This is a genomic window from Pelagicoccus albus, assembly GCF_014230145.1.
GTDB lineage: Bacteria > Verrucomicrobiota > Verrucomicrobiia > Opitutales > Opitutaceae > Pelagicoccus > Pelagicoccus albus.
In genome coordinates this window covers 653812-676463 of the sequence record NZ_JACHVC010000006.1, presented here as the reverse complement: position 1 = coordinate 676463, position 22652 = coordinate 653812, and the positions used below count along the sequence as shown (strand labels likewise).

Below are 22652 nucleotides of genomic sequence, written 5' to 3'. Positions count from 1 at the left end.
GTCCACCAAGCCTGCACCGACAGTCTGGACAATCCGACATGCAGAAAGACGCAAAAATACACACTCTCAAACGGCCCGCCATAGAGCGAATGCTCCGTATCCATAACGAGCTCAAAGCCAATTCATACCCGAACTGCACCTCCCTTTCCAAACAGATGGAGGTTAGTACAAAAACAATCAGTCGCGACATAGACTTTATGCGCGACCGCATGCTTCTGCCCGTAGACTACGATGCCATTCAACATGGTTTCTACTATACCAGAGAAGTCCAAAGCCTACCCACTATCGATATTTCAGAAGGTGAGCTGCTCGCCCTTTCCATAGCCCGCAAAGCGATGGACCACTACAAGGGGACTCCCTTCGAGCGCCCCCTTTCCAACGCATTAAATAAGTTGGCGGCCAATCTGCCCGACACCATAACCGCGAACTTAGACGAACTCAGCGAGTCGATATCATTTCGGCAAGGCCGATCCTCACAAATCGACGACACAATATTAAACGCTTTCACCCGCTCAGTTTTGGATAAAACGGAAATCGGATTCGTCTACCGGAAGTTGGGAGCAAAAACTGGCGAATCTAGAACTCTCAAAACGTATCATCTAACAAACTTCTTGGGCAAGTGGTACGCAATCGGGCTGGATTCCAAACGCCAAGCCATCCGAACTTTTTTGCTAAACAGGGTGGAATCAGCCGAGCTTAGATCCGAAACGTTCTCGGTGCCAAAATCCTTCTCTGCCGACGATTATCTCGGTAGCAGTTTCGGAATCTACTCACCCGTGGGCGATCATGATATAAAAGTGCACTTCCAAAATCCAATATCCGAATACATTGCCGAAAACACATGGCATCCGTCACAATCAGTAGAATACCACAAAGACGGAACTGTAACGATAGGCTTCAAACTCAGCAATTTGACGGAGGTGACATCCTGGATCCTAAGCTGGGGGGCAAACGCGAAAGTCGTCCAACCAAAGGAACTCAAAAAGCAAATCAAGTCGATCGCCAACAAGGTAGCCCAGCTCTACTAACAAGAGAACATTCTATTTGAAGCCATCCACAGGGAACTTATTAGTCGCTCTGAATTTCTATCGGAATCCGCATGCCCAGCCTTCCAATGAAGAAACATCTACTACTTTGCTTAACGATTGTTTTGAGTCTATCCAAGGCTACTCCTTCCATGGCCCAACCGACAGAATGGGAGAAAGAGATCGTGGCCACCTGCCTCGTTCTCGAAGCCGCCAATCAGGGCGAATCCGGTATGCAAGCCGTAGCGTCCGTAATCGCAAATCGCGCCAAGGGAGACCCAAGCCAATACCTCAGCATTGTAAAGACGCCCTACGCCTTCAGCGCTCTGATAAAGCCCACCACCGGTAAAACTGGCGAAAAAGGCTTTTCAGAGGAGATAGCACGCGCATCTCGGGATCATCAAGCCTGGCCCATAGCCCTCAAGATCGTCGATCAGCTATACGCTGACACTCTGCCGGACAACACGTTTGGAGCGGACCACTACTCTCGGCGAGACCAACTTCCATCCTGGAGCCACGGCATGCGAGCTACCGCAGTCATCGGGGACCATCTATTCTTCAAACGATATTAAAGCGCCACCCGGAAAGCCTCGGAAATTTACAATTATTGCAGTTTCGACTTGAAACTCAAAATCAGAACGCAATTGTGACCGTCCTTTAAGACGGAGGGCGTGGTAGCCAAGTGGTAAGGCCGAGCTCTGCAAAAGCTCTATCGCCGGTTCGATTCCGGCCCACGCCTCCAATCTTAAACGCCCTCGCCAGAGGGCTTTTTTTGTGCCTAATCGTTCTAAATCAACAATTTAGCCCCTAGGCGTTGAAGATATCCTATTCCCCTACCGCCGGATAGCCGCGTCAAAAATAGGCATTTTCGGGCATTTTCGGACTCAACTTTTGTACCATCTTGTTCGTAAATGAGGTATGGCAAAAGGCTGGAAGAGAGTAAAACAGGGAATCGAGGAAGCAACTGGAGTCAGTTCAAAGTCAAAAAAGCGTTTTCGGGTTCGCCGAATGGTCGCTGGGAAGTCCTTTTGCCAGTCCTACGAGAGTCTAGAAGAGGCAGAGGAGGCCCTCAAATTCTTAACCAAGGGCACCAAGAAATTTGGGAAACTAACAGCAAAATACCTCGACGTCGATTGGCGAGAATACGAAGAGGCGAAACGACATCTACCGCCCGGGGTAAGCCTGGTCGAAGCAGCGATCTTTTATCGCTCGAGAAATGTCGTTGCCGACCGTCCTGACTGTTTCGAAGTAGCTGTAGAAAAGTTTTTAGCTGAAAAGCGAGCCAATGGAAACGTTGGAGAGCGTCAGATTGGACATTTGGAGAGTGCGATGAGAGAGCTCAAAGCTCACTGGGGTGGACTCTCCTTGGATGCTGTAACCACGAAAATCGCTAAGGACGTCCTTCTTGGCATGAGACCTCAGCGCGGTGCCAGAACAATCAGAAACTACTTCACTAACTGGAAAACTTTCTTTCTTTGGATGGAGCGACAGCAGTACATAGATTCATCACCCCTTAGAAACATAACAACCGATGACCTACCCAAACTACCTCCGTCGAAGAAAAATCCTCTAAGCGTAGAGCAGGTTCGAGCCATGATGCTGGAAGTCGAAGAAAATTGGAGCAAGTGGGCACTGTGGCATGCTCTCCAGCTTTTCGCCGGTTTCCGCATCTCCGAAGCGAATAGGTTTCAAATTGAATGGATCAAAGCGGAAGAACGCATAATACTACTCCCACTATCTTTTTACAACGAGGAGTCCGAAAGAGAAGATTACAGCGTTAAAACCCAAGATGCATGGAGACTTGTGGATTTACCGGATAATTTCTGGCTCTGGTACGAGTCATACAAAGGGGAGCAAACAAGCGGAACCATTCCCCACCCCAACGATCACCGTTGGTACTACGACTTGCGACCAGCTTTACTAAAAGCTATCGGCGTTAAGACTTGGCCAGATAATGCACGCCGAGACAGCTTTTGCACCTTTCATATCTCCCTCCACCAATCTGCCGAGAAAACAGCTTTGCTTTTGAAACACCGCTCGACGAACACATTGTGGAAATCGTACTTAGGCACGATGGTTCCTCGAAACGTTGCGATGGACTACTTCTCTATCGTTCCTTCCACGCGCTTACGAGAGTTGAGGCTTTGAGTATCGGCTAATCCTAGACGATCCAGAACAAGGACTCTATTAGTGCGGTGACTTTTGCACATCGCGAAGCCACATAAACGCCTGTACTGAAAAATCGAGCTGCTCCTGCGAACCTCCGACAACCTCTCCGCCCAGCTGATCGGACTAACTAGACTATAAGATTTTTTCGCACGTTCCTTAGTGCTTCGAAAACGCCTTCGATGAGATTATCCCGCCCTGCGAAGAGACCATCCGGACCTTCGTCATGGAAATCCGCATACGGACTTTCGTATAAAGCCTTTGATTCCACAACTCCCCTTTGCGTCAATTGCTCGACGAGGGTTTGAAGGAAACGGATTTGAGAGCTGGACAGGGTGCGATCCTCCAAAAACGCCCCCAACAGCTTCTGGACAGCCTTTCGATCCAATCCGACTAGGGTTCTGACAAAATAGGGAATAGTCGGACACTCACTTTTTTCTAGGAGACTCTTGAGAAGCTTATCCCCTTCTCTTTCGCCAATCGACACAAGGGTTTCCTCGAGGGATTCAAGATCCTGTTTCGTCAGTGGTTCGTTGAGACGAAGCTTCTGGATCGCAATCGAGTCAAGATGAGACTTCAGATAATCGTTAACCTTCTTCTCGTACTGGCTAGACGTCATCGAAGGCAACGCTACAGTCTGGACCTCCTTCACCTCGAGAACTTCATCCTCGAGGTTTGTGTAAACGATTCGCTTTTTCTTCTTGTCAACAAATTGGGCGAGACCTCGAAGCCTAAGTCTGAGCTCCTCAACAATTTCCAACGATACGCATTCCCAAAACTCCGGTTGTTGCACCGATTGCAAATACGCGAGCTGGGATTTGATAGCTGGAACACTTGGTTTCGTTTCGAGATTCGCAGCTATCTCAATCACCCGAAGTCGACGCATCTCGAACTTTCCGCTTTCGTTTTCGAGCAAAGCCAATTCGATCTGATAGCAGAGCAGATCAAAACGCTTTGTCTCCTCCTTTTCTTTTTCAACCTGGGTCGGCAGACCCGATAGATCTCGCTGCAAAGCTTCACAAGCTTCCTCGTTTATGGAATTCCACTGCGACTCCTCAGCGAATAGCTCAACGGTAGAAAGAGTTTTCCGCACCAAGAAGTTCTCTCTGTTCATAGAGTGAATCTCAGAACGCAGCCCACTTACAAGGGTCTCCCGGACACCACCGACTCCTTCAAAACCCGGGCTTTCATCCAACAAGTGGACGATACGTGCTCTCGATTTGAAGAGGCGTTTACCGAGCGTTTCAGACACACCCCCTCCGATTCCTTCTGGGTTTTCTTCGAAGAATTCGAAGTTGAAGCAGAAATCGAAGATTCTGAAATCGGTCTTATCCTCGCCATCTCCATACAGGCTAGGGCAAAGTCGCGTCCCTCGACCTATCATTTGCCAGAATTTGATTTTGGAGTAGACTGGCTTGAAGAAGACCAGATTCGCAACCTCCGGCACGTCGATACCCGTATCCAACATATCCACACTGATCGCTATATGTGGATCCTTCTCTTTCAAAGAAAAGTCATCGATTAGGCTCTGTGCGTATTTGACCTGATTGTCGACCACCCGAGCAAAGCTACCTTTGTATTCCGGAAAATGATGATTAAACCGCTTCTCGATATAGGCGGCGTGATCATGGCTTCGAGCGAAAATGATCGTCTTGGCAAGCCGGTCACCACCTGCGACCTTGTGGCCCTGCTCCATCAGAATCTCTAAAACCTTGTCGACAGTATCCTCGTTGAAGAGCCATTTGTTGATCGCTCCTGCATCAACTCCATCCGGATACGCATCGGTTGGCATATCATCACCCCAATCGGTAGTCTCCCATTTCCGCTTTTCCTCTTCAGAGAGATTCTCGTACCGGATGCCTTCTCTTGGATAACGAAGATTGACCTGCTTCACCCGAGGTGGGACAAGCCATTCCTCCCTTACAGCGTCCTCTAACTCGTAAGCGTCATTCGGAACACCATCCTCCAAGTCGAAAAGCTCGTAAGTATTGCGGTCGACTTCCTCACGAGGGGTAGCCGTTAGGCCAATCAGCAATGAATCGAAGTAACCGAAGATCGCTCGATATCTCTGATAAACGGAACGGTGGGCTTCATCGATTATGATCAGGTCAAAGAAGCCCGGTCCAAACCGAGCCATTCCTTTGTCCAGCTCGTCTATCAATCCCATCATAGTCGGATACGTGCTCAGATACACTCGGCCATCGCTCTTTTTCTCCGTACAGAGATTCACCGGACTAGAGCTGGGAAGATTTTTCTTAAAGGCGTTCGCTGCCTGGTTCACTAGAGACACCCTGTCAGCGAGAAACAGGGCACGTTTGACCCAGTTGCAACGTTGCAGCAGATCGACCAGTGCGATCGCCGTCCTAGTCTTACCCGTTCCAGTAGCCATGACCAGCAAGCCACGTCTATGCTTGGAAACGATATGTTCCGAAAGGCTTCCAATCGCCCGTTTCTGATAGGGCCGGCCAGCAATTTCCTTATTCACACCAGATGCAGCGGGCGTCTGGCGCTTACCTCTTCGTTGGATCAAGAGCTCCAATTCCTCTCGTGTCCGATATCCGGATACTTCCCTCGGCGGGTAATCCATGTCGTCCCAGAAATTGATCTCGTAGCCGTTCGTGTAGTAGATCAAAGGACGCACTCCGAAACGCTTCTCCAGGCAATCCGCATAGAGTTTCGCTTGCTGCTGCCCTCTGTCCACATTCTCCGTCGTCCGCTTTGCCTCGACCACAGCCAAAGGCTTTCCATTCTCGCCCCAAAGGACGTAGTCGACAAAGCCTTTGCCGCTTGGATTCGGCATGCCTTCAACTTCAAACTCAGTATCCTGAGGATTGCTCAGATCCCAGCCAGCACGCTTCAAGTCGAGATCGATATGCAGTTCCCTTGTCTTGGCTTCCGAATAGTCGTGCGTATCCTCTTCCTGGATATTCGCCACTCTGGCGAGAGCCACCTGCTCTTGCACCTCGGCAAGTTTGGCATCGAGAGCCTTTTCCCGCTCCTCTAGCTCTTTGGCCTTCTTCTCTAGTTCAGACTGCAGTTCATTCACTCGCGCCTCGTCAAGCTTCACAGAAGCAGGAGCCTCTCCCTCCCTTGGAATAATCTCAGGGTCGAAGTCGCCGACGGTCGCCAAGGGTTGGCGATGATAAGTTCGTGCTAGCCAATACAACGAATGGAAGAGCTCTCGCGTCAGGCTCTGCGCTTCCCACTGTCTGACCGGCTTTCTCTGATTGTGAACCGCAAAATTGCCCGCCTTCTGGATTGCCTTCGCTTTATGAAAGAACTGCTCAGGCACCACGTTTCGGAACTTTTCTCCATGTAGCAAAGCTCCCAGAGAGGAATCATAGGGCAACTGCAAGCGGTGGTCGTGCTCGTAAAGCCAAATGATGGACGCTTCCAACGCCATTCGCGCATAGATAACAGAAGCGCGGGCATCCGAACGGGCATATTGCTCCGCCTTCCGAGCCGCTTCAAAAAGCTCCGAGAACTCAGGTCGAAGAAACTGGAAGTTAGATAACATCAAGGATGTAGATTTTAGTTCTCATAAACAGATTAACTTTTCACAGTCGTGTTACTACTTCAATTCATCCCAGCTTAATCGTCACCGCTTTTCAGCGCAGCGATACACGCCTTCAGTCGGAGGCGATCAGATCTCGATATCACATGCTTCCCGTAAAACCTGATGACCGCTGTCTCTAGTTCTTCTCTTGATAGCTCCTCCTGAGATTTCGATATCCCCCCGATAACTTCCATCAATTCGTTACTGGGAATCTGGGAAAAATTTCGTTTGCTGTCAGGACGGACTTCGAAATCGGGCTGCCCCGTCAACTTAAGCACTTCTTCTCGCAAGCCTTCACCGGGAATACAAAACTCTTGTCTCAAAACATCCCCGGCTTGAATTAATTTTAAGATGGCTTTGTTGATAAGTTGCCGAGGATGGTCACCATAGGTCGAGCTGGTCTTCAAAATGGCATGAGTGGATAACATCGGTCCATATTCCTCTACAATGCTCTTCAATTTCGATCTGACCTCCGTCTCAAATAATGATTCTTCACCATTGTTTTCGCTCTTTTGAGTTTCAACCCCGGTAGGTAGGTTGAACTCAGAGAGTTCAAAATCAGAATCCGTTATGTAGGTCTGCATCCCTCTGGTTTGTCGAGACTCGGCCACAAATTCATCACTGCTAGAGCGACTCGGCGATTCGCCATATCGGCTGCTCTTTTCCTCCGAGCAATGCCCTAACACATCGGACACGCTCGCCGAGGTTCGGTACTCCGTTCGATCTCCTTCCAGCGAGTTCTTATTATTTTCGTTTTCTACGACAGTTTTTATTTCGGGCCCTTTATCCTCGGTTTTCTGATCAGCACCTTCTGTCTGTGATGAACTTTTTCCTTCATTTTGCTCATTAGACTTTCCGATACTAACGATACAGACCCTCTCAACTCCGGAACCAATATCGAGGTCAAGCTCGTCTTCGATCGTCATACCTAGAAGAGCAACTGCTACTGGATGACTCGGTTTGTAGATGTAGTTTGCTAGATTCTCCCCTGCCTCAACTACCTTCAATGTTAAGTATCCATATTTTGGATTCTGGCGAGCTATAGTCACAGTGTCACCGACCTCGACAATCTCACTTAGGTCTTCAACTTTTGTATCTAGGTCGCCTTCTTCTTTGATCTCGTCTTCGCCCACCGTCCTGAATTCCGAGTATTTACGCGAAACACTCTTTCCTTGGGTCGGCTTAATCCCCTCTTCCTCGAGTCGCGCTACCAGCGAGGCGATACACTCATCCGGAGCCGCTACGAAACTTGAGTACCAGCATCTCCAGAACTTCCACCCAACACGCTCTAAGATCTTCTGACGCGACCAATCCTCCAACCAAACTTCTGGACCATGGTAAGTATCTCCATCTAGCTCTACTGCCAATCGAGAATCGCTTTCACCCTCGATCACGAGGTCGATTCGCCGTCCTGCGCACGGGACTTGAGGAGTCACTGAGTAGCCAAGTTCGACCAGAGTTGAGAAAACTTCTTGTTCGAATGGCGATTCGCAAAGGTCTATCAAGTCCTCACCGACCTCCGCGACCTGTGGCATTGGTTCCTTGAGGTGAGCAATCAGACGCGATTTCAAGTCATCGTTCTGCAAGGTCGAAGGCTCGAAGCTATAGTAGACGTACATTCGATCCCTCGCCCGGCTAGCCGCTACGTTGTATCGCTGTTCCCACATCCGCGAGGTTACCTTGGCGATCTTTCGCTTCCCAGGCGCCACTACGAGACTCAAAAACATAATGTCCTTTTCTCTACCTTGGAACGTAGCCGAGTCGCCGCAGACGATGTCGTGAGTCAAGAACTTCTTCTGCCCTATTCGATCAAGCAATAGGTCATTAATACGTTGAGCTTGTTTATGCCCGACCATCGAAATCACTCCAATCGATCGCTTTTCGTAGACAGGATCATCTACCAGCTTCTCGATTTCGTCTACGATCGCCAGTGCCTCAGGTTCATTTACATCACGAACCCTGTAACCATCCTTTACATACACTCCAATAAGTGGCGGATCAATTCGTTCGGCCGCCTTTGGAACCCTCACAGGTAAGATACCATCCTTTCGATAGAACTGAAAACTAAACCGCACGATAGGTTCCACGCAGCGGAAATGTTCGTTCAGCAGGATCTGGCCACCGGCGAAGACACTGCTCGCCAGATCATAGAGCGAACTTTCTGGAAGCATCAAATCCGCGAACGGCTGTTTCCTCAAATAATTGTGCTTGAGCTGTACAACACGATTAAAATCCAGCCCAACTATCGTCGGACTTACCTGTTTGTCATCTCCCACAACCAGGACCTTGCGAGCTCGAGCCAACGCCGGAAGCTCTCGTATATCGCACTGGGAGGCTTCGTCGACTACTACCAGATCGAACGAGGCGTATTCAGAGGGCAATACTTCTGATGCTCTCCAGCTAGGCATAACCCAGCACGGAATCGCGCCTGAGCATCCATACATAGCCTTCTGAGCGGCTGCTCTGAAGAATGGCGCTTTCTTTCCGGTTCCGCCACCAATATTACTTATCGCCGCCACGAATTGGGACAACAACGACTTGGCCCGATCGCTCATAGAACCGCACAAGGCCAGAAAAGTCTTCTTCTCGACGATGCTCTCCAGCGTAGTTCGCATCCGCTTTTCTGCATCTAGTCGCTTCGTTTCGAGAGCAGTGAGTTCAGCTTGGGCATTGTCCTTTTCGAACACGGACTTGGCCCGAGACCAACTCCATGCTTCGAACGCCCCATCGAACTCGCCGAGCTCCTCCTCGCCTCTGTTATCGGCGCGCAGCCTCCGAGCCCAAATGGGGGCGCCCGACTCGGATATCTGACGACAGACCATATCGATCGTCTGGAAAAAAGGCTGCAGGTCGTGCAACTCCTTAAATCTCAGACAGAGCAGACGCCATGCTTCCATCAGATCCAATTCCTCCTTTTCCTTGTTTCCGAGTTGTCGTTTCACCAGTTCCAAAGCGTCCTTGGCTTCGTCCAACCCAAACCGACAAAGGTATTCGATTGTCTTGTGCCGAGTCGCTTCTGAAGCGGAAAGTCGGTAACGAGCGACGTTCACGTCGACCAACTCGGCGATTGATCGCAACGATTCTCCCGTGAACCCAAATTCGACCCGGTAATTGAGGTTCTTGAACTCCTCATAAACCGCGTTTTCCAAACGCTTCGCCTTCTGAGCTCCTTCCTCTAGAGATCGTAAACGCGCCAACACCCCTTCCAACACGCCTAGCGGAGCTTCGACTGAAACTTCCTTCAGCGGTCCTTCCTTAGCCACCGCATTCCAACGGATCACCAAGCTCCGGCAGTTGTCCTGGAAAATATAATACGACACAATATGCTTCCACATCGTGGTCGAATTGGGAGATTGGCCGACTACCCTCACCCGCTCCAACAACTCACGATTTCCTCGCTTCATTCGTTGCATGAACGAAAGGGCAGGTTTTCCTTCCGCAGCTCGCTCTGCCGCCTCTCGAAGAAATGCCAGCTCTTCTGGATTTTCGGTTCCCAAGTCGATCGGCTGACGCAGGTAAACGGTTCTCTCCGCCACAAACCGATCTATTTCTCCGTCGAGCTCCCTAGCTAGCTCGTACCAAACAGGTCTTTTCCTAGATGGATCGAAAGAGATTTCAAAGAGCTCTCGTTGCCATGCTTCGCCCGCACCCAACTCATCGAGCCATCTCGAAAACTGTCTCAACTCCTCGCCCAAAGCACCCAGTTTTTCCGCCTGAGCTGGCCCTATTCTCTCGATCAAGGAGCCTTTGGCTACCATCGCTTCCAATTCGTCCTTGGCGAGAAAATCGCGATGAGCCCGAGCAATCTCCTCAGTCGAAGGTAACTGATCCAATCTCGGTATTCCTACTCCAAGAAGGGCCAAATCTTCGCCCACCCACTCTTTCGCGTCCTTGAGCTTTTCCAGATCCGAACGAGAAAACGTAGGGTTATACTTCGGCTCGTTTCCAAGCTTGTCGGTAAACCAGTGGTAGCGATTTCTTCCTTCCACAACCCATTTAGCCAGTTCCGTCGCATTCTCGAATCGTTGCTCCAGAAATGGGAGCTTCACTTCTTCGAGCTGCTTCTTTACCAGAGTTTCTACGTTCCGGGCAATCTGCTCCAGCTCCGACTCTATCGATTCCAGCTGGACCTCGCCCCGGCTGATTTCCTGATGCAGGTACCCCTCTCGCCCTTGCAACGAAATGACCTTAGCTTGAAGCGTTTCAATAGCCTCCTTTTGCTGCCTCATCCCCTCCCGGTCGCTGGACACCAGCGAAACGACTAGCGGCTGAATCGGCTTCGGGATTTGATTCTTCAGTACCTTGAGAGCCGTCTCAGACTTAGCCGTCACCAAAACCCGCCTGCCAGTCGCCAGATAGTGGCAGATTATATTGGCGATAGTATGCGTCTTGCCCGTTCCCGGAGGCCCTTGGACCACAACACCAACTCGATCCTCAAGCCGCCTCACTATTTCTCGCTGAGCATCATTGAAAGGCTTTGGGAAGTACAAACTACGACTTCTATCCGCCGAACTGCCGCTTCCACTGCCATGTCCACTCGCCGGCCAACCCATTCCACCTGTCGTCGGTTTTTCATCAGAGGGCAGCTGAGCAAAATGAAACGCAGCTTTATCATTAGTCGACTCGACCTTATCAGCATTACTCTGCAGACGCTCGATATCTTCGGAAAGGGCGTTTGGCGCCTTCTTCCTAACGAAAAGGGCCCACGTATCCGTGACCGCCAAGTCCTCGCTGGGATTCGGAAGACTTCGGTCAGTCGGATCCTTGACGATATCCGGCCAATATCTCGCCCTACCCGAAAGTTGCGATGCAGCGCTTCTCAGAATCAAATCGCAATTCCCTGAATCATCTGCGGAGAGCAACTGATCGTCCTCTTCCAATTGGCGAACCGTTTCATCGAAGAAACGTTTCACTCCAGCGACTCCACTGATACCAAGCGTTTCGTAGGTTTCAAGGTTCAGTCTCGGCCTCGCTTGCCAAGTGGAGCGAGGCCGCACGAGCAAAGTCTGTTCTCCATTCAGTTCAAACTCCACCTGGAACTCGATCAATGGATGACTGAGCCTATGCTTTTGCCCGTCTACACCTTCCGCAATCCAAGTAGAATGCCCCAGCCCCCAAATCGCCTCCAGTGGGCCATCACTCTCGCCAACCACCATCTTCTGTTGAACGCTGAAGAGTTTGTGGTAGACTTTCATCGAATCCCGACGCGGACGTTCTTCCACAGACCAAGGATACCAATGGGCCTCCAAATAAGCATTTAAGGCTTTCTCCAAGCTCGGGTTGTCTTCGCTCAGTAACCTTACGTCCGACATCCCTGGCTCGCGTGGAGAGTTCATCACGTTCCCTCGCTGCAGCTCCCCCTTCACCAACATAGTTTCGGCCATCTCATGAGAAACCGTCACCATTCGTGAGTCCACAAGCGTCGGTACCTGCTCCGGATCGTCGCTGTTTTCCACCCAATCTTCGAGTTCCTCCGGCAGTTCCGGAGGCAAATCCTTGTGCAGCCTTTCGATCTCCATCCAAACCGGCCCCCCATCGCTACCCTCAAAGAAATAGCGAATGCCTGGCAGGCCCTGCACTTCGCCTTCCGTTGCAGCAAAATCCGTGTATTCGGAAATTTGCCACACTACTTTCTTTTGAAACTCCACGAGCTTCTTCACGTACTCTAGCGTTTCGACTAGAACTTTTCTTGGGTCAGATTCAGACATTTTTTCTAAATTTCCTCTTCAACTCTCCTGCTTCCGGCTGGAACGCCAAGCTTCCATAATCCGCTCGTACTGTCCTTCTTTTTGGAGCTCTTCGATTAGATGCTCAACCCACGCCGGAGTGTAGACGTAGTCGCCATGCACCTCGTCGTAGACGCAGTATTTAGTAATCGTCTTGTCTGGGCGCTTAGAGTCCTTGCTCGGGCGTATTCCATAAAATTCAACTGCAGCTGCGTGGTGGTACGATGGAGAGAATTTCTTTTTGAAGCCCTTTTGACTCACCTGAGTCATAACCTTCTCGCAAACGTTACCCGCCTTCAGCCGACCTTTGTTAGCTACCGGTACCTGCCTCTCCTTTATCATCGCAGTTAGCTTTTCCCCAAACTTGCGGCCAGAGGGTTCATCCGGATCAAAAGGGACAAACTCAACCGCCAGATCACTCGAGTTCTCACGACTCGCGATCTTGGGAACGATGAAGACCTTGTAGCAGTACTCCATCGAGTCCTGGATCTCGCCACTCAAATTCCCCCTGTGGTTTTCTATGAATTTCGCAATGTCCTCTGGCATTGGCAGGAGCTGTCTCCTAATTGCCTCGCATTGCTCCGCACTCTTAGCTCGAGAAAACTGAACTGCGAGAGCCAGGCTCTCTGCTAAACTAGCGTTCTGACCGAATTGACCGACCAGCAGATCCTCAAAATTCATAACCATAGCTTGGCAGTAGCCAAACAGCGAATGGTCTATTTCCGGTAGGCTGCGGTGCTCGATTTCATTTCGCAATCCGATGAAAAACTCTAGATTGGACCGCGACGGAGAGGATTCACCTCCGTAGAATACCTTCAAGCATTTACTCAAATCCCAATACTTGTCTTCGTTTTCGTTCTCTGCCCTCGGGTATTTGGGAACGATCCCGAGTCTGTAGTAGAATGCGTGATACAGGCTCGTCCAAGCAATCACCATCAGTGCGACAAACCCTTGCGTCCGAAAAGTTGATAGTGGCTTGTTGTAAAGCTCGACTGCAAGACACGCAGATTCTCTCGCTTTTCGAAGCTGCAGTTTCCATTCGTCGCCCTTCGCCTTCTTAGCGACTTTATCCAGCACGAGCCAAAGTTCCGACTTTGACAGTTCCCCAAACCGCTTCGAGTACTTTTCATGGAAAGCATCGAACTCAACCGTGTAAACCATCGATGCTCTAGCCGCGAGTTTCTCGCCCACTTGCTTTCCAACAAACACAGTTTCCTTTTGCCCTACTTTCGGAGCATGAACAGTCGCCCGCCTTCCACTCACTCCACCCTTCTTCCCAATTCTGAAGAAGGCCTGCATCAGAGCTGACTTCGAGATTCGCGATCCCGAACGTTCACCGTAGAGAGCATGAAGGCTCTCGAAATCCGATGAATATGGCAGAGCATCCCTGGGCTCCTTGGTTTCTTTCACCAAAAGCGTTCGAGCGATAGCCTCATCAACCTTTTCCCGTAGATCAGTCACGATCCGTCTCCTTTGATGGCTTTAGCGGCTTCGCAATCTCCTCATTCAACTTCTTCCAATGATTCTTAATCTGCCTTTTAATCTCGGAAGCATTCATACGCTCTGCAGCATCAATCGCGTACGTAATGAAATTCTTCTTACAGTGCTTTGACTCACCAGATTTCAACCTCCGCTTTCGACGTATCAAATACGAGTAGCGTACTTTCAGCTTACGTGTTCGCAACTCTGTGGTAGGCAGTCCGTGCTTCCTCAGTTTCTTGTTTGCAGCTCGACAGTTGATCTTTGCAAACCGTACTCCACGACGCATCTTTCCATAATACCGAACCAATGACGATGATCGGATCAGCTTCTGCACTCCGTTGAAATCAAAGCCTAAGTACTGCAGTACTTCATCATCGATAGCTCGACTCTTTGGCTCTTCTGAAAAACGGACCCTAGCCGTCTTCTCCTCATTCAATTCCAAACCAAGCTTCCGAATCTCTTCAGCAGCGATTCTCTCCACTGTCTGAACCATACTCGGTGGCACGACTAAGAGGATGTCGTCACAGTATCTTCGATACATTCCACGACTCGCGGAAACCGCATTCTTCATGATCCGATCGAACTCGAACATATAAACATTCGAGAGCAAAGCACTAATCGGGGAGCCCTGCGGAATACCACGACCTTCTTGTGGATTAGACCAAAGCAACTCCGGCTTGCAGACCTTGGAGCGAAAATCAGATGCACTGCAAATACGTCGCAGCTTTGCCCCCTTACCTCGCGTCTCCCACCTATCGATACCGACCGCTTCCAACGCCCGATCCCGGTCGATCCACTTAAAACGAGTCAGGTACTTGAACAACGCAAAGTGATCAGGTGGCAAGCGATCGACTCGTAGCGTCCTTGCCCATCGAGCCTTCAAGACAAGATGGTCCAAGTTATCGAAGAACTTCCGTACATCCAAGCCGACAGCTACGCACGGACGGTTGCTCTGAATAAACTCAAATGCCTCATCAGCAAAGTCGATATTGTTCCTATTTGCTCCGGTCAGCTTTCGAAACGCAGTTACGTTGTCGCCAATCCCAGTCCGTAAGACATCTGCTTCATAGGCTTCAGACAATATCCTCGCATAGTGCGAGCATATGGCTGCATCCAAATGGGCAGCCAACTTGATCGGTCGCTTCTTAGGTTCCCGAAGGGGCTTTCCATCTGCTCCCTTCAGAATATGTCCATCAGCCCCTTTGGTAATCCTTGGTGTCTCGATCGTGAAACCAAGGAACGGATAAAACGAATGGCGAGCGACCCGATCTGGGGAAGTCGCTAGCTCTTCCGCCGTCTCACGGCTAGGCGGTGCATCGAAATGCAAATAACTCCTTGGCCTGTATTCAAACTCTGGCACTTGGAAGCCTTTCCGTCTCTAGAAATTCGCAAGAGGAGAAAGACCCGTCCGAAGACGAGCTGGGATAAGGGTAGCAGCGAGTCCACATTCCCTTTCTCCTCCTTTGAAGCACGACCACAGGTCGTGCATGATCCTTGCCGAAGCAAAGCGCTGCGTATGTAACTATGCATAGCATAATATCTACCATGAACCTAAATCTTAGAATCCATAGCAGGCACGAAGCTGGGGCCACGGCACCACGAAAGTGGTACACGAAGCTTGACTTCGGTGTCTTGCCCCCAACGCCTATTTCATCATTGGGTGTCCTCTGCTGCCGCTGAGGAGGTAAAATTCTGTTGTATCCATACTCCACTACAGGTCTCCTTTGAAGGCACGTTGTTGTAGGGAGGCGAAGAGGGTGTCGAGCTGGGCGAGGTGCTCGCGGTGGCGGGCCTTTTGCCGCTCCACCGATTCCACGATCGACGCAAAGCGACGTTGCAGGTCGAGAGGGGGAAGCGGGATTTCCAATTCCTTAATCTTCCCCAAATACAAGCCTGACTGAGCACCTGTATTTCGTTGCCCCAGAAGCTTAAACTGAATGTATCCAGAATCGAAAAGATGTAGCAAAAAACTCGGCAACATCCGATCTCGATTCGGTTTGATCAATGCTACGCTTCGAGCCAGTGAAAACTCTTCGCCTTCAGGCACCAGAGCAACTTTCCCTATGGTAGCACCAACGCATACTAGCAAAAGATCTCCAGCCTCCGGACCACACCTTTTGTAGATTCGTCTGTGATCTTCTTCTGAGATATAAGAAACGTCAGACAAATCGATGGACTTCTGCTTCGTTACGTTCCTAGCCATCAAGTAAAGACGACCAGATTCGAGACGCTCGACGGTTCCATGCTCTCCATCCGTAATTTTCGTACAGCAATCGACGAGTCTACTTATCTTGAACTTCGAAGACCATCGATTGGGGTCGCCGAATAGGTCTAGGAAGGTGGATTGGAGAAGGGTGTCGAGTTGGGCGAGCGCGGCGCGGCGCTTCGCCCGCAAGCCATCCGCCGCATCCAAAATCCCCGCTATCCGCTTCTGCTCCGCCAACGGCGGAAGCGGGATTTGTAGGTCGGCTAAATCAGCCTTAACAATACCTGGGATGGCAGCTCCCTGCGCTAGTTTGTGAATTCGCGGCTCTACCGACTTTATAAAAGTATAGAGATAGAACTGATCTATTTTTGTAAGCCTTGGTCTTATTGCCATCAGCTGACGACCGATCGCAGCATCAATTCCTAGATTTGATTTCCCAACACCACTACCTTTGACGGTGACGAGGACATCGCCTTTCTCAGCAAACACCTTGGGAGCCGAAGTCCATTTTGTAACAGACGGGACTCTCATTCCAAAATCAACTGGTCCAGTCAGATAAGGCGTACCAGATTCATCATCTGAATACAGATCAGAAGGGATATGTTGACCCGCCACAATGTCGGCAGCTTCGGATAGACTAGAAATAGTCCAACTCATCCAATCAGCTCCTCCAGCTCTTTCTGCCCTTTGGCGATCTCGGCTTCCAGCTCGTTCAAGCCGGCGAGAATATCCTTGGGCGATTCGTATTGAACTTCCTCATACTCGACTTCCTTATAGCGATTGATGGAGAGGTCGTAATCGTTGGCGGCGATGTCGACCTTGGGCACGAGAAAGCTTTGCTCGGTGCGTTTGCGACCGGTCTCGCCTGCGAGATTGTTCCAGCGGGTCAGCACATCGGGCAGGTTGTTTTTGGCATGCTCTTCGGGCTTGAGCTGGCGGGCGGGCACGGGGCCGAGCAGCTCGGGGTCGAGCAGGTTGGTCCGCTTGTCATCGAGCGATTGGCCGTCGGCTTGCATGTCGTAGAACCAGACATTGTCCGTGCCACCAGAGTTGGTTTTGGTGAAGAAGAGAATGGCGGTCGATACGCCGGCGTAGGGCTTGAAAGTGCCGGAGGGCATGGACACCACGGCGTCGAGCTTTTGCTCCTCCACCAGCATTTTCCGCAGGGTCTTGTGAGCCTTGGACGAACCGAAGAGTACGCCGTCGGGCACGATGACCGCTGCCCGTCCGCCGAGTTTGAGCAGTCGCAGGAAGAGAGCGATGAAGAGCAGCTCGGTTTTCTTGGTCTTGACGATCTGCAGCAGGTCCTTGGCGGTGGACTCGTAGTCGAGACTGCCGGCGAAGGGCGGATTGGCGAGGATGAGCGAATAAGCCTCGGAGTCGCCGGCATGGGTTTCCTCCAGCGAATCCTTGTAGCGCACGTCTGGGTTTTCCACGCCGTGCAGCATCATGTTCATTGAGCCGATGCGCAGCATGGTGCTGTCGAAGTCGTAGCCATGAAAGGTCTCCTCGTTGAAGCGACGACGGCTGGCGGCGTTTTTGAAGATCTCGCTGCTGTAGTTGTCCCGCAAATACTCGTTGGCCGCCACGAGGAAGCCGCAGGTACCGCAAGCGGGGTCGCAAATGGCGTCGCTGGGCTGCGGAGCCATCATCTCCACCATGAGTCGGATGATGTGGCGAGGGGTGCGGAACTGGCCGTTTTGCCCGGCGCTGGCGATCTTGCCCAGCATGTATTCGTACAGGTCGCCCTTGGTATCGCGGTCGGCCATCTCGATGGCGTCGAGCATGTCCACCACGTTGGCCAGCAGGCTGGCTTTGGGGAACATGAAGAGAGCGTCCTTCATGTGGCTGGAGAAGGAGGACTCGCTGCCCTCCCCTTCGCTCAGCTCGTCGCGCCCGTTTTGCCCGAGGGCCTTCATGAAGGGGAAGACCTGGTCGCGGACCAGATTGAACATGGGCTCGGGGGCGAGATTTTTGAAACGGCTCCAGCGCAACTCCTGGCAATCGACGGGACGGTGCTCCACGGCAGGGTTCTTGCCCTCGGGAAAGATCGGCTCTTCGATGGGCGTGCCGAGTCGGTTGGCCTTGGCCTCGCGCAGGGTATGCAGCTCGTCGAGACGCTTGATGAAGAGCAAGTAGGTCAGCTGCTCGATAACGGTAAGGGGATTGGCAATGCCGCCCGCCCACATGGCGTCCCAAATGCGGTCTACCTTGGATCTGATTTCACCAGTGATCATAGAGAAAAGTTTATCGTAAGAATTGAAGAAGTGCGTTTGAGCGTAGCGCAGGCTGCGCGAAGAAAGGGGGGTTACGAGAGGGCTTCCAATTTATCGAAGAAAGCTTCGATCTCCGAGCGGTCGCCGAACCAATCCTCAACTCCATGGTAGCCACTACGCTTCTCCTCAGGGATGGCGAGTCTGGGTACACGGGAGAAATGCTCCAGTACGAGATCCTTGAGTCGGGAACCGCCCTCATCATTCGAAACAAGATGAAGCGAGAACACGATCCCTCCATTAGAATCAAAGAAAAGAAAGGAACGGGAGCTCAGTTCAGGAAAGGTTACGATGAGGGATCCAGTCTTTCGTCCATTTCCCATTCGGAGGGTTAAACGTTCCGACGCCTTCAAGCGATCACTAAACCCTCGCAGCCAATCGACTTGCTGAGGCGCACAGTTTCCATTCAAGGCCTCAAAAAACTCTTCCTCGGTCCAGCGGCGACGTGGGCCTGCGCGGGAAGTAACCGTAACCTTTTTCTTAATGGTCCGCGCCTCTTCCGTGTAGCCCCAAAGACTTGGAATGACGAAGCGCTGGTTTGCAGACTGAAATTGCTTGGCCTCGACAATCAGCATTTCGGTACGTTCGAGTTGCGAGTTGAGGAATTCGACGATGCTACGGAGTTCAGGGCGAGCCTCCTCCATGAAGAAGACAAGGCGTACCTGCCCCTGCTTTATGTTGTTTTCCACCAGATCAAGGTAGTCGTCCAGCGATTCGCCAGAGTCGGGGCCTAGAGTTTGAAGCAAGCCATCCAAGGTGGTGCCACGACGCAGAGCTTCCGACGTCAGATAATCGGCAACAAGATCACGCGAGAAGTAACCACTGCCATTCGCCGCATAGTCGAACATCTGCCCAATCACTTCCCGACGAGAGCGCGAATCCAAGAAACGTTTGCACTCCACGAATGTGGGGATGCCTGACTGGTCGAGTAGAAGGAAGTCGCAGGACCAACGATTGTCTCCCGTGGTCGGATCCTCGATCGGCAACTCTCGCTTGACGCAAATCCATCGCCGCGGATCCTCTGGGTTGATCTGATCCCCGGGAATCAGGTCGAGGTTTTTCTCGAGGATATCCTGCAGCTCTCGAGTCTCGTCAGAGCACCGGATACGCTGCATCGGATTCGAGGAGCCATCGGGGTTTAAAAGGTACGCGTTGTTCATTTATTCAAGATCGAGAAGCGGTAAGAGCCTAGAAGCTCTTACATTCGCTCATTCGTAATAGGCCCTAGGCTTTTTACAAGTTTGGATCTGTAAGGGACGGATCATTTAGGGCCGAGCTGCACGTGCGATTCGGGCAACGGACTAGCCACCTAGCCACCCTGCAGAGGTATCGGCATAACCCTACAAATGCCATTTTACGATGATACCTTACTCGAAGCGAATTTTTAGCCATACCCCTTCAAACCCTTTAGGCCACCACCTACCCTGAAAGATGAAACCCTGAGACCGAATCAAATGGGGCGAGAGCTAGCGGATGTGGCGAGATCCTTCGACAGCACCCTATCTGATATATTAGCGAGCAAATCAAACAGTCCAGAGGCCCATCACAATAAGATCATGTCACAATGCTGCTTCCGAATGCCAACACCCTGCAAGCCTCCTTACGAGGCATCCTTATTCCGATTCCTGAAACTGATAACCCAGCAGACTTGGGGAATGAGGACATCGAAAAAATTTGCCCTGAGGGTCAGCTCCAATCCCACGTCGTTACCAAGCCTTATCGTACTATGTGATTCGAACTATTCCGAGAACCTCTGCCTGCAACGGTAAACCTTTATATGAAGCGATCAGAGCCTTTCACCTTTTGGGTGGATAAATCTGGTCCCATTTGCTCTCAGCTTAGCTGCTTTCTGTTGTCATGCAGAACCCTGTCGAGCTCAAGTTTGTCGAACAATTTTTGAGTTTCGGTGTTGCCCTGTTTGAAACGGATGCCCTCCTCCCTCACAAACCGCAGAAACTTGCGCTGCTTAGGATCCCTGCCGCCCATGCCGCAGTAGTGTGCCGCTTCCGTCGTGCTTAGATATCTCACGGTTGCACCTCCTTTGCCCCTTTCAAGGATCTCATTTTGGTCGGCGAGCATTCGTTGCATTTGCGTTAAAATATCCCAGGCGGGGCAGGCTTTGCTGATCGCAGGCTCAGCGGAATCCGATGGAAAAATGATGCACCCCTGACAATCTTTAGGGTTATCTACGTCGCGCTCAGGGTAGGCTTTATTCGGTAAACGAGTTCTCACCCTAGGGATATGAGAGGCAAGGGGTCGCGTCAAAGCGGGGTGGGCAACTTTTTTCGGAAACACCGAAAAAATCAGCCATAGGTTTTCAAGGAAGCAGTATCCTGCCCATACTCCTCAAAAACCAAATGAGAGGACTAGTACCTTAACCATCCGATTAAGCCTTTGTCTTGCTGAATAACTTTGTTGCCCCTTCGAAAACCTCCACCTCGTCCCCTCGAGAATAGGTCAACTCTTACAGTACCGCCCGGATACGGCCGGAGTCTAGCGAAGCCTACAAAATGTGAACCCCGAGAGACAACTGCTGAAAGTTTAATCAGGATTTTCAGAGGTGGCCTTGTTGGCCCCTCCCCAATGTCCCATATATAGCTCAGAAAGCCCAAACAGCGCAAGGTAGCGTTTCAAATCAAAGTTCCTCAAATGTTTTACTCTCGTTGCAAACAAGTCAGCCGTAGCCAAGGCCACTCAGTGGCCGCAAAAGTAGCCTACATCGCACGTAAAAAACTCACCAACGACCGCACTGGTCATGTGCACAATTTCAGCAACCGCAAAGACCTATACCGTGTGGAGCTCATCGGTGCCGAGGAACCGAAAATGACCCTGCAAGATTATAGCGACAACTGCGAGGCATCGCACACACATTGCAAAGCGAACCTTGGACGGGATATGGTCGTAGCGATACCGTACGAATTGGCTGTCTACCCCGAGGAAATGCTCGCGTGCGTCTGGGGACTGGCTCTGTACATCGCAGGCAAATTTAACACCGTCGTTGTCGCCGCAATCCACCTGGCGAAGGGTAATCCACACGCACATATATTTATTCCGAGCCGGGAGTTTTCCTACGGCCTGGAAGGGAGTAAACAAATCGGTTTCCTCAAGCAAAAGCGCCTGGAGGATTTAGGCAATCCGTGTAAGTCGGGCATGCACATACGCAGCTTACGCCAGGCATGGGAGATGATTGTAAATCGGGCTTTCGCAGCGCGGGGTATCGAAACGCGGATAGACCACCGAAGTTACGAGGCGCGAGGGTTACCCGCCCTCGGCGAAAAGCATGTAGGCTCTGGGTCAGACGAATACGTAAAGCTCGCGAAGGGAGAAAACGAATTGATTCGTCGGCGAAACCGCCTCGTCCTCGAAGAGCTGATACCGGCTATTAAGGCGCTGAAACGCGAGCGAGACAACCTTTCCGAACAATTGAAAAAACTGAAGAAAAGACAGATTACAGCGCTCGACGCGAGCATCGGAAAAGAGGCAGAACCGACGCCTCCGCTTGGGCAATGTGATACCGGGGCCTTCGACTCGGCTCCGTCCAAGCAAAACCAAACCTGGAAGACTCACGTTGAAACGAAAGCCCCTGACGCCAAGGCTTCCCAGCCCGAGGAGAGCCTGAAGAGTGCGAACCTGAGCCCTCCGATTTCCCCGACCCTCGATGCTCCCGAAGATGACCCTGAAGAGGAAAAAAGGCGCAAACGAGAAAAGAGGACCCTTGATGCGGAAAGGGACAAACAAGCGGTTCAGGACGCCGCAAGCAAACTTGTTATGGCGTCCATCCTACCTTCGGCTCAAGAGGCTAAACAAGAGCCTTTAACGAACCCTTGTCCCGCAAGATACAAACAAGACCCTCGCAATCCCAAAAATGATATAGCGAGTACTCCGAGCCTACCCTCGACCAACCTTTCAAGTCCCGATTCCGAGGGTAATAAACAGATCAAAAAAAAGAACGATGAAAGCGCATTGAAAGCAGCAAGTAGGCTGCTGGCCGATTCTACTGTTCCTTACTCTCCAAGGGTAGACATCTTTGAAGAGTCCTCTCCAAAGACCGAGAAAAAGCTCAGCCGGAGGAAGCAGATGCCTGAAAATAGGACCCACAAGGTAAGTGAGAGACAAAACAACGAGCGTGACCTAGGTCGTTAGCTCGCCTCACTTGCTTGTCCTAATATCCCCATTCAGCTATCCTCATAACTCTCAGAATTCTGTAAAAAAACAGAA

General features: G+C 51.1%; 13 protein-coding genes and 1 tRNA gene. 6 read left to right on the top strand and 8 right to left on the bottom strand.

Annotated features, from left to right (window positions below):
* Nucleotides 1-38 precede the first annotated feature (38 nt).
* The 4 genes from H5P27_RS06230 (at nt 39) to H5P27_RS06215 (ending at nt 3173) form a co-directional block, all read left to right on the top strand.
* Entirely contained in the window at nt 39-1028 is a 990-nt protein-coding gene (locus H5P27_RS06230) for a helix-turn-helix transcriptional regulator (RefSeq protein WP_185659505.1), read from the top strand.
* Nucleotides 1029-1099: 71 nt separating this feature from the next.
* On the top strand, nt 1100-1597 hold the full coding sequence (locus H5P27_RS06225) for a cell wall hydrolase (protein WP_221774623.1): 498 nt from the start codon (nt 1100-1102) through the stop codon (nt 1595-1597).
* 96 nt (nt 1598-1693) lie between these two features.
* Nucleotides 1694-1767: transfer RNA gene (locus H5P27_RS06220), tRNA-Cys, on the top strand.
* Between the two features lie 176 nt (nt 1768-1943).
* The gene (locus H5P27_RS06215) at nt 1944-3173 is read left to right on the top strand and encodes a site-specific integrase (RefSeq protein WP_185659503.1); all 1230 of its coding nucleotides are present in this window, start codon (nt 1944-1946) and stop codon (nt 3171-3173) included.
* A 148-nt stretch (nt 3174-3321) separates the two neighbouring features.
* On the opposite strand, the gene H5P27_RS06210 is transcribed toward H5P27_RS06215, so the two are convergent.
* From H5P27_RS06210 to H5P27_RS06180, 7 genes are all read right to left on the bottom strand, one after another.
* Nucleotides 3322-6708 (bottom strand): DEAD/DEAH box helicase family protein, encoded by a 3387-nt coding sequence (locus tag H5P27_RS06210; protein WP_185659502.1) that lies wholly within the window; start codon nt 6706-6708, stop codon nt 3322-3324.
* Nucleotides 6709-6782: 74 nt separating this feature from the next.
* Nucleotides 6783-12455 carry an AAA domain-containing protein gene (locus H5P27_RS06205; protein WP_185659501.1) on the bottom strand — a complete coding sequence of 1891 codons (5673 nt, stop codon included), beginning with the start codon at nt 12453-12455 and terminating at the stop codon, nt 6783-6785.
* 18 nt (nt 12456-12473) lie between these two features.
* Complete coding sequence (locus H5P27_RS20040) at nt 12474-13934, bottom strand: DUF3644 domain-containing protein (protein ID WP_185659500.1); 1461 nt, start codon at nt 13932-13934, stop codon at nt 12474-12476.
* On the bottom strand, nt 13927-15315 hold the full coding sequence (drt2, locus tag H5P27_RS20035) for an antiviral reverse transcriptase Drt2 (protein WP_185659499.1): 1389 nt from the start codon (nt 15313-15315) through the stop codon (nt 13927-13929). The genes H5P27_RS20040 and drt2 overlap by 8 nt, the downstream gene beginning before the upstream one ends.
* 351 nt (nt 15316-15666) lie before the next feature.
* Entirely contained in the window at nt 15667-16818 is a 1152-nt protein-coding gene (locus tag H5P27_RS06190) for a restriction endonuclease subunit S (protein ID WP_185659498.1), read from the bottom strand.
* Nucleotides 16815-18398 carry a type I restriction-modification system subunit M gene (locus H5P27_RS06185; protein WP_185659497.1) on the bottom strand — a complete coding sequence of 528 codons (1584 nt, stop codon included), beginning with the start codon at nt 18396-18398 and terminating at the stop codon, nt 16815-16817. Before H5P27_RS06185 ends, H5P27_RS06190 begins: the two co-directional genes overlap by 4 nt.
* A 71-nt stretch (nt 18399-18469) precedes the next feature.
* The gene (locus tag H5P27_RS06180) at nt 18470-19594 is read right to left on the bottom strand and encodes a hypothetical protein (protein WP_185659496.1); all 1125 of its coding nucleotides are present in this window, start codon (nt 19592-19594) and stop codon (nt 18470-18472) included.
* A 404-nt stretch (nt 19595-19998) separates the two neighbouring features.
* Here H5P27_RS06180 and H5P27_RS06175 point away from each other — a divergent pair, with 404 nt between their 5' ends.
* Nucleotides 19999-20166 (top strand): hypothetical protein, encoded by a 168-nt coding sequence (locus H5P27_RS06175; RefSeq protein ID WP_185659495.1) that lies wholly within the window; start codon nt 19999-20001, stop codon nt 20164-20166.
* A gap of 101 nt (nt 20167-20267) precedes the next feature.
* Here the strand turns inward: H5P27_RS06175 and H5P27_RS06170 are convergent, their stop codons facing one another.
* Nucleotides 20268-20666, bottom strand: coding sequence for a hypothetical protein (locus H5P27_RS06170; protein ID WP_185659494.1), 399 nt, complete (start codon nt 20664-20666; stop codon nt 20268-20270).
* A 417-nt stretch (nt 20667-21083) separates the two neighbouring features.
* Between H5P27_RS06170 and H5P27_RS06165 the strand changes: the two genes are divergently transcribed.
* Entirely contained in the window at nt 21084-22577 is a 1494-nt protein-coding gene (locus tag H5P27_RS06165; RefSeq protein WP_185659493.1) for a MobA/MobL family protein, read from the top strand.
* The last annotated feature ends 75 nt before the right edge of the window (nt 22578-22652 follow it).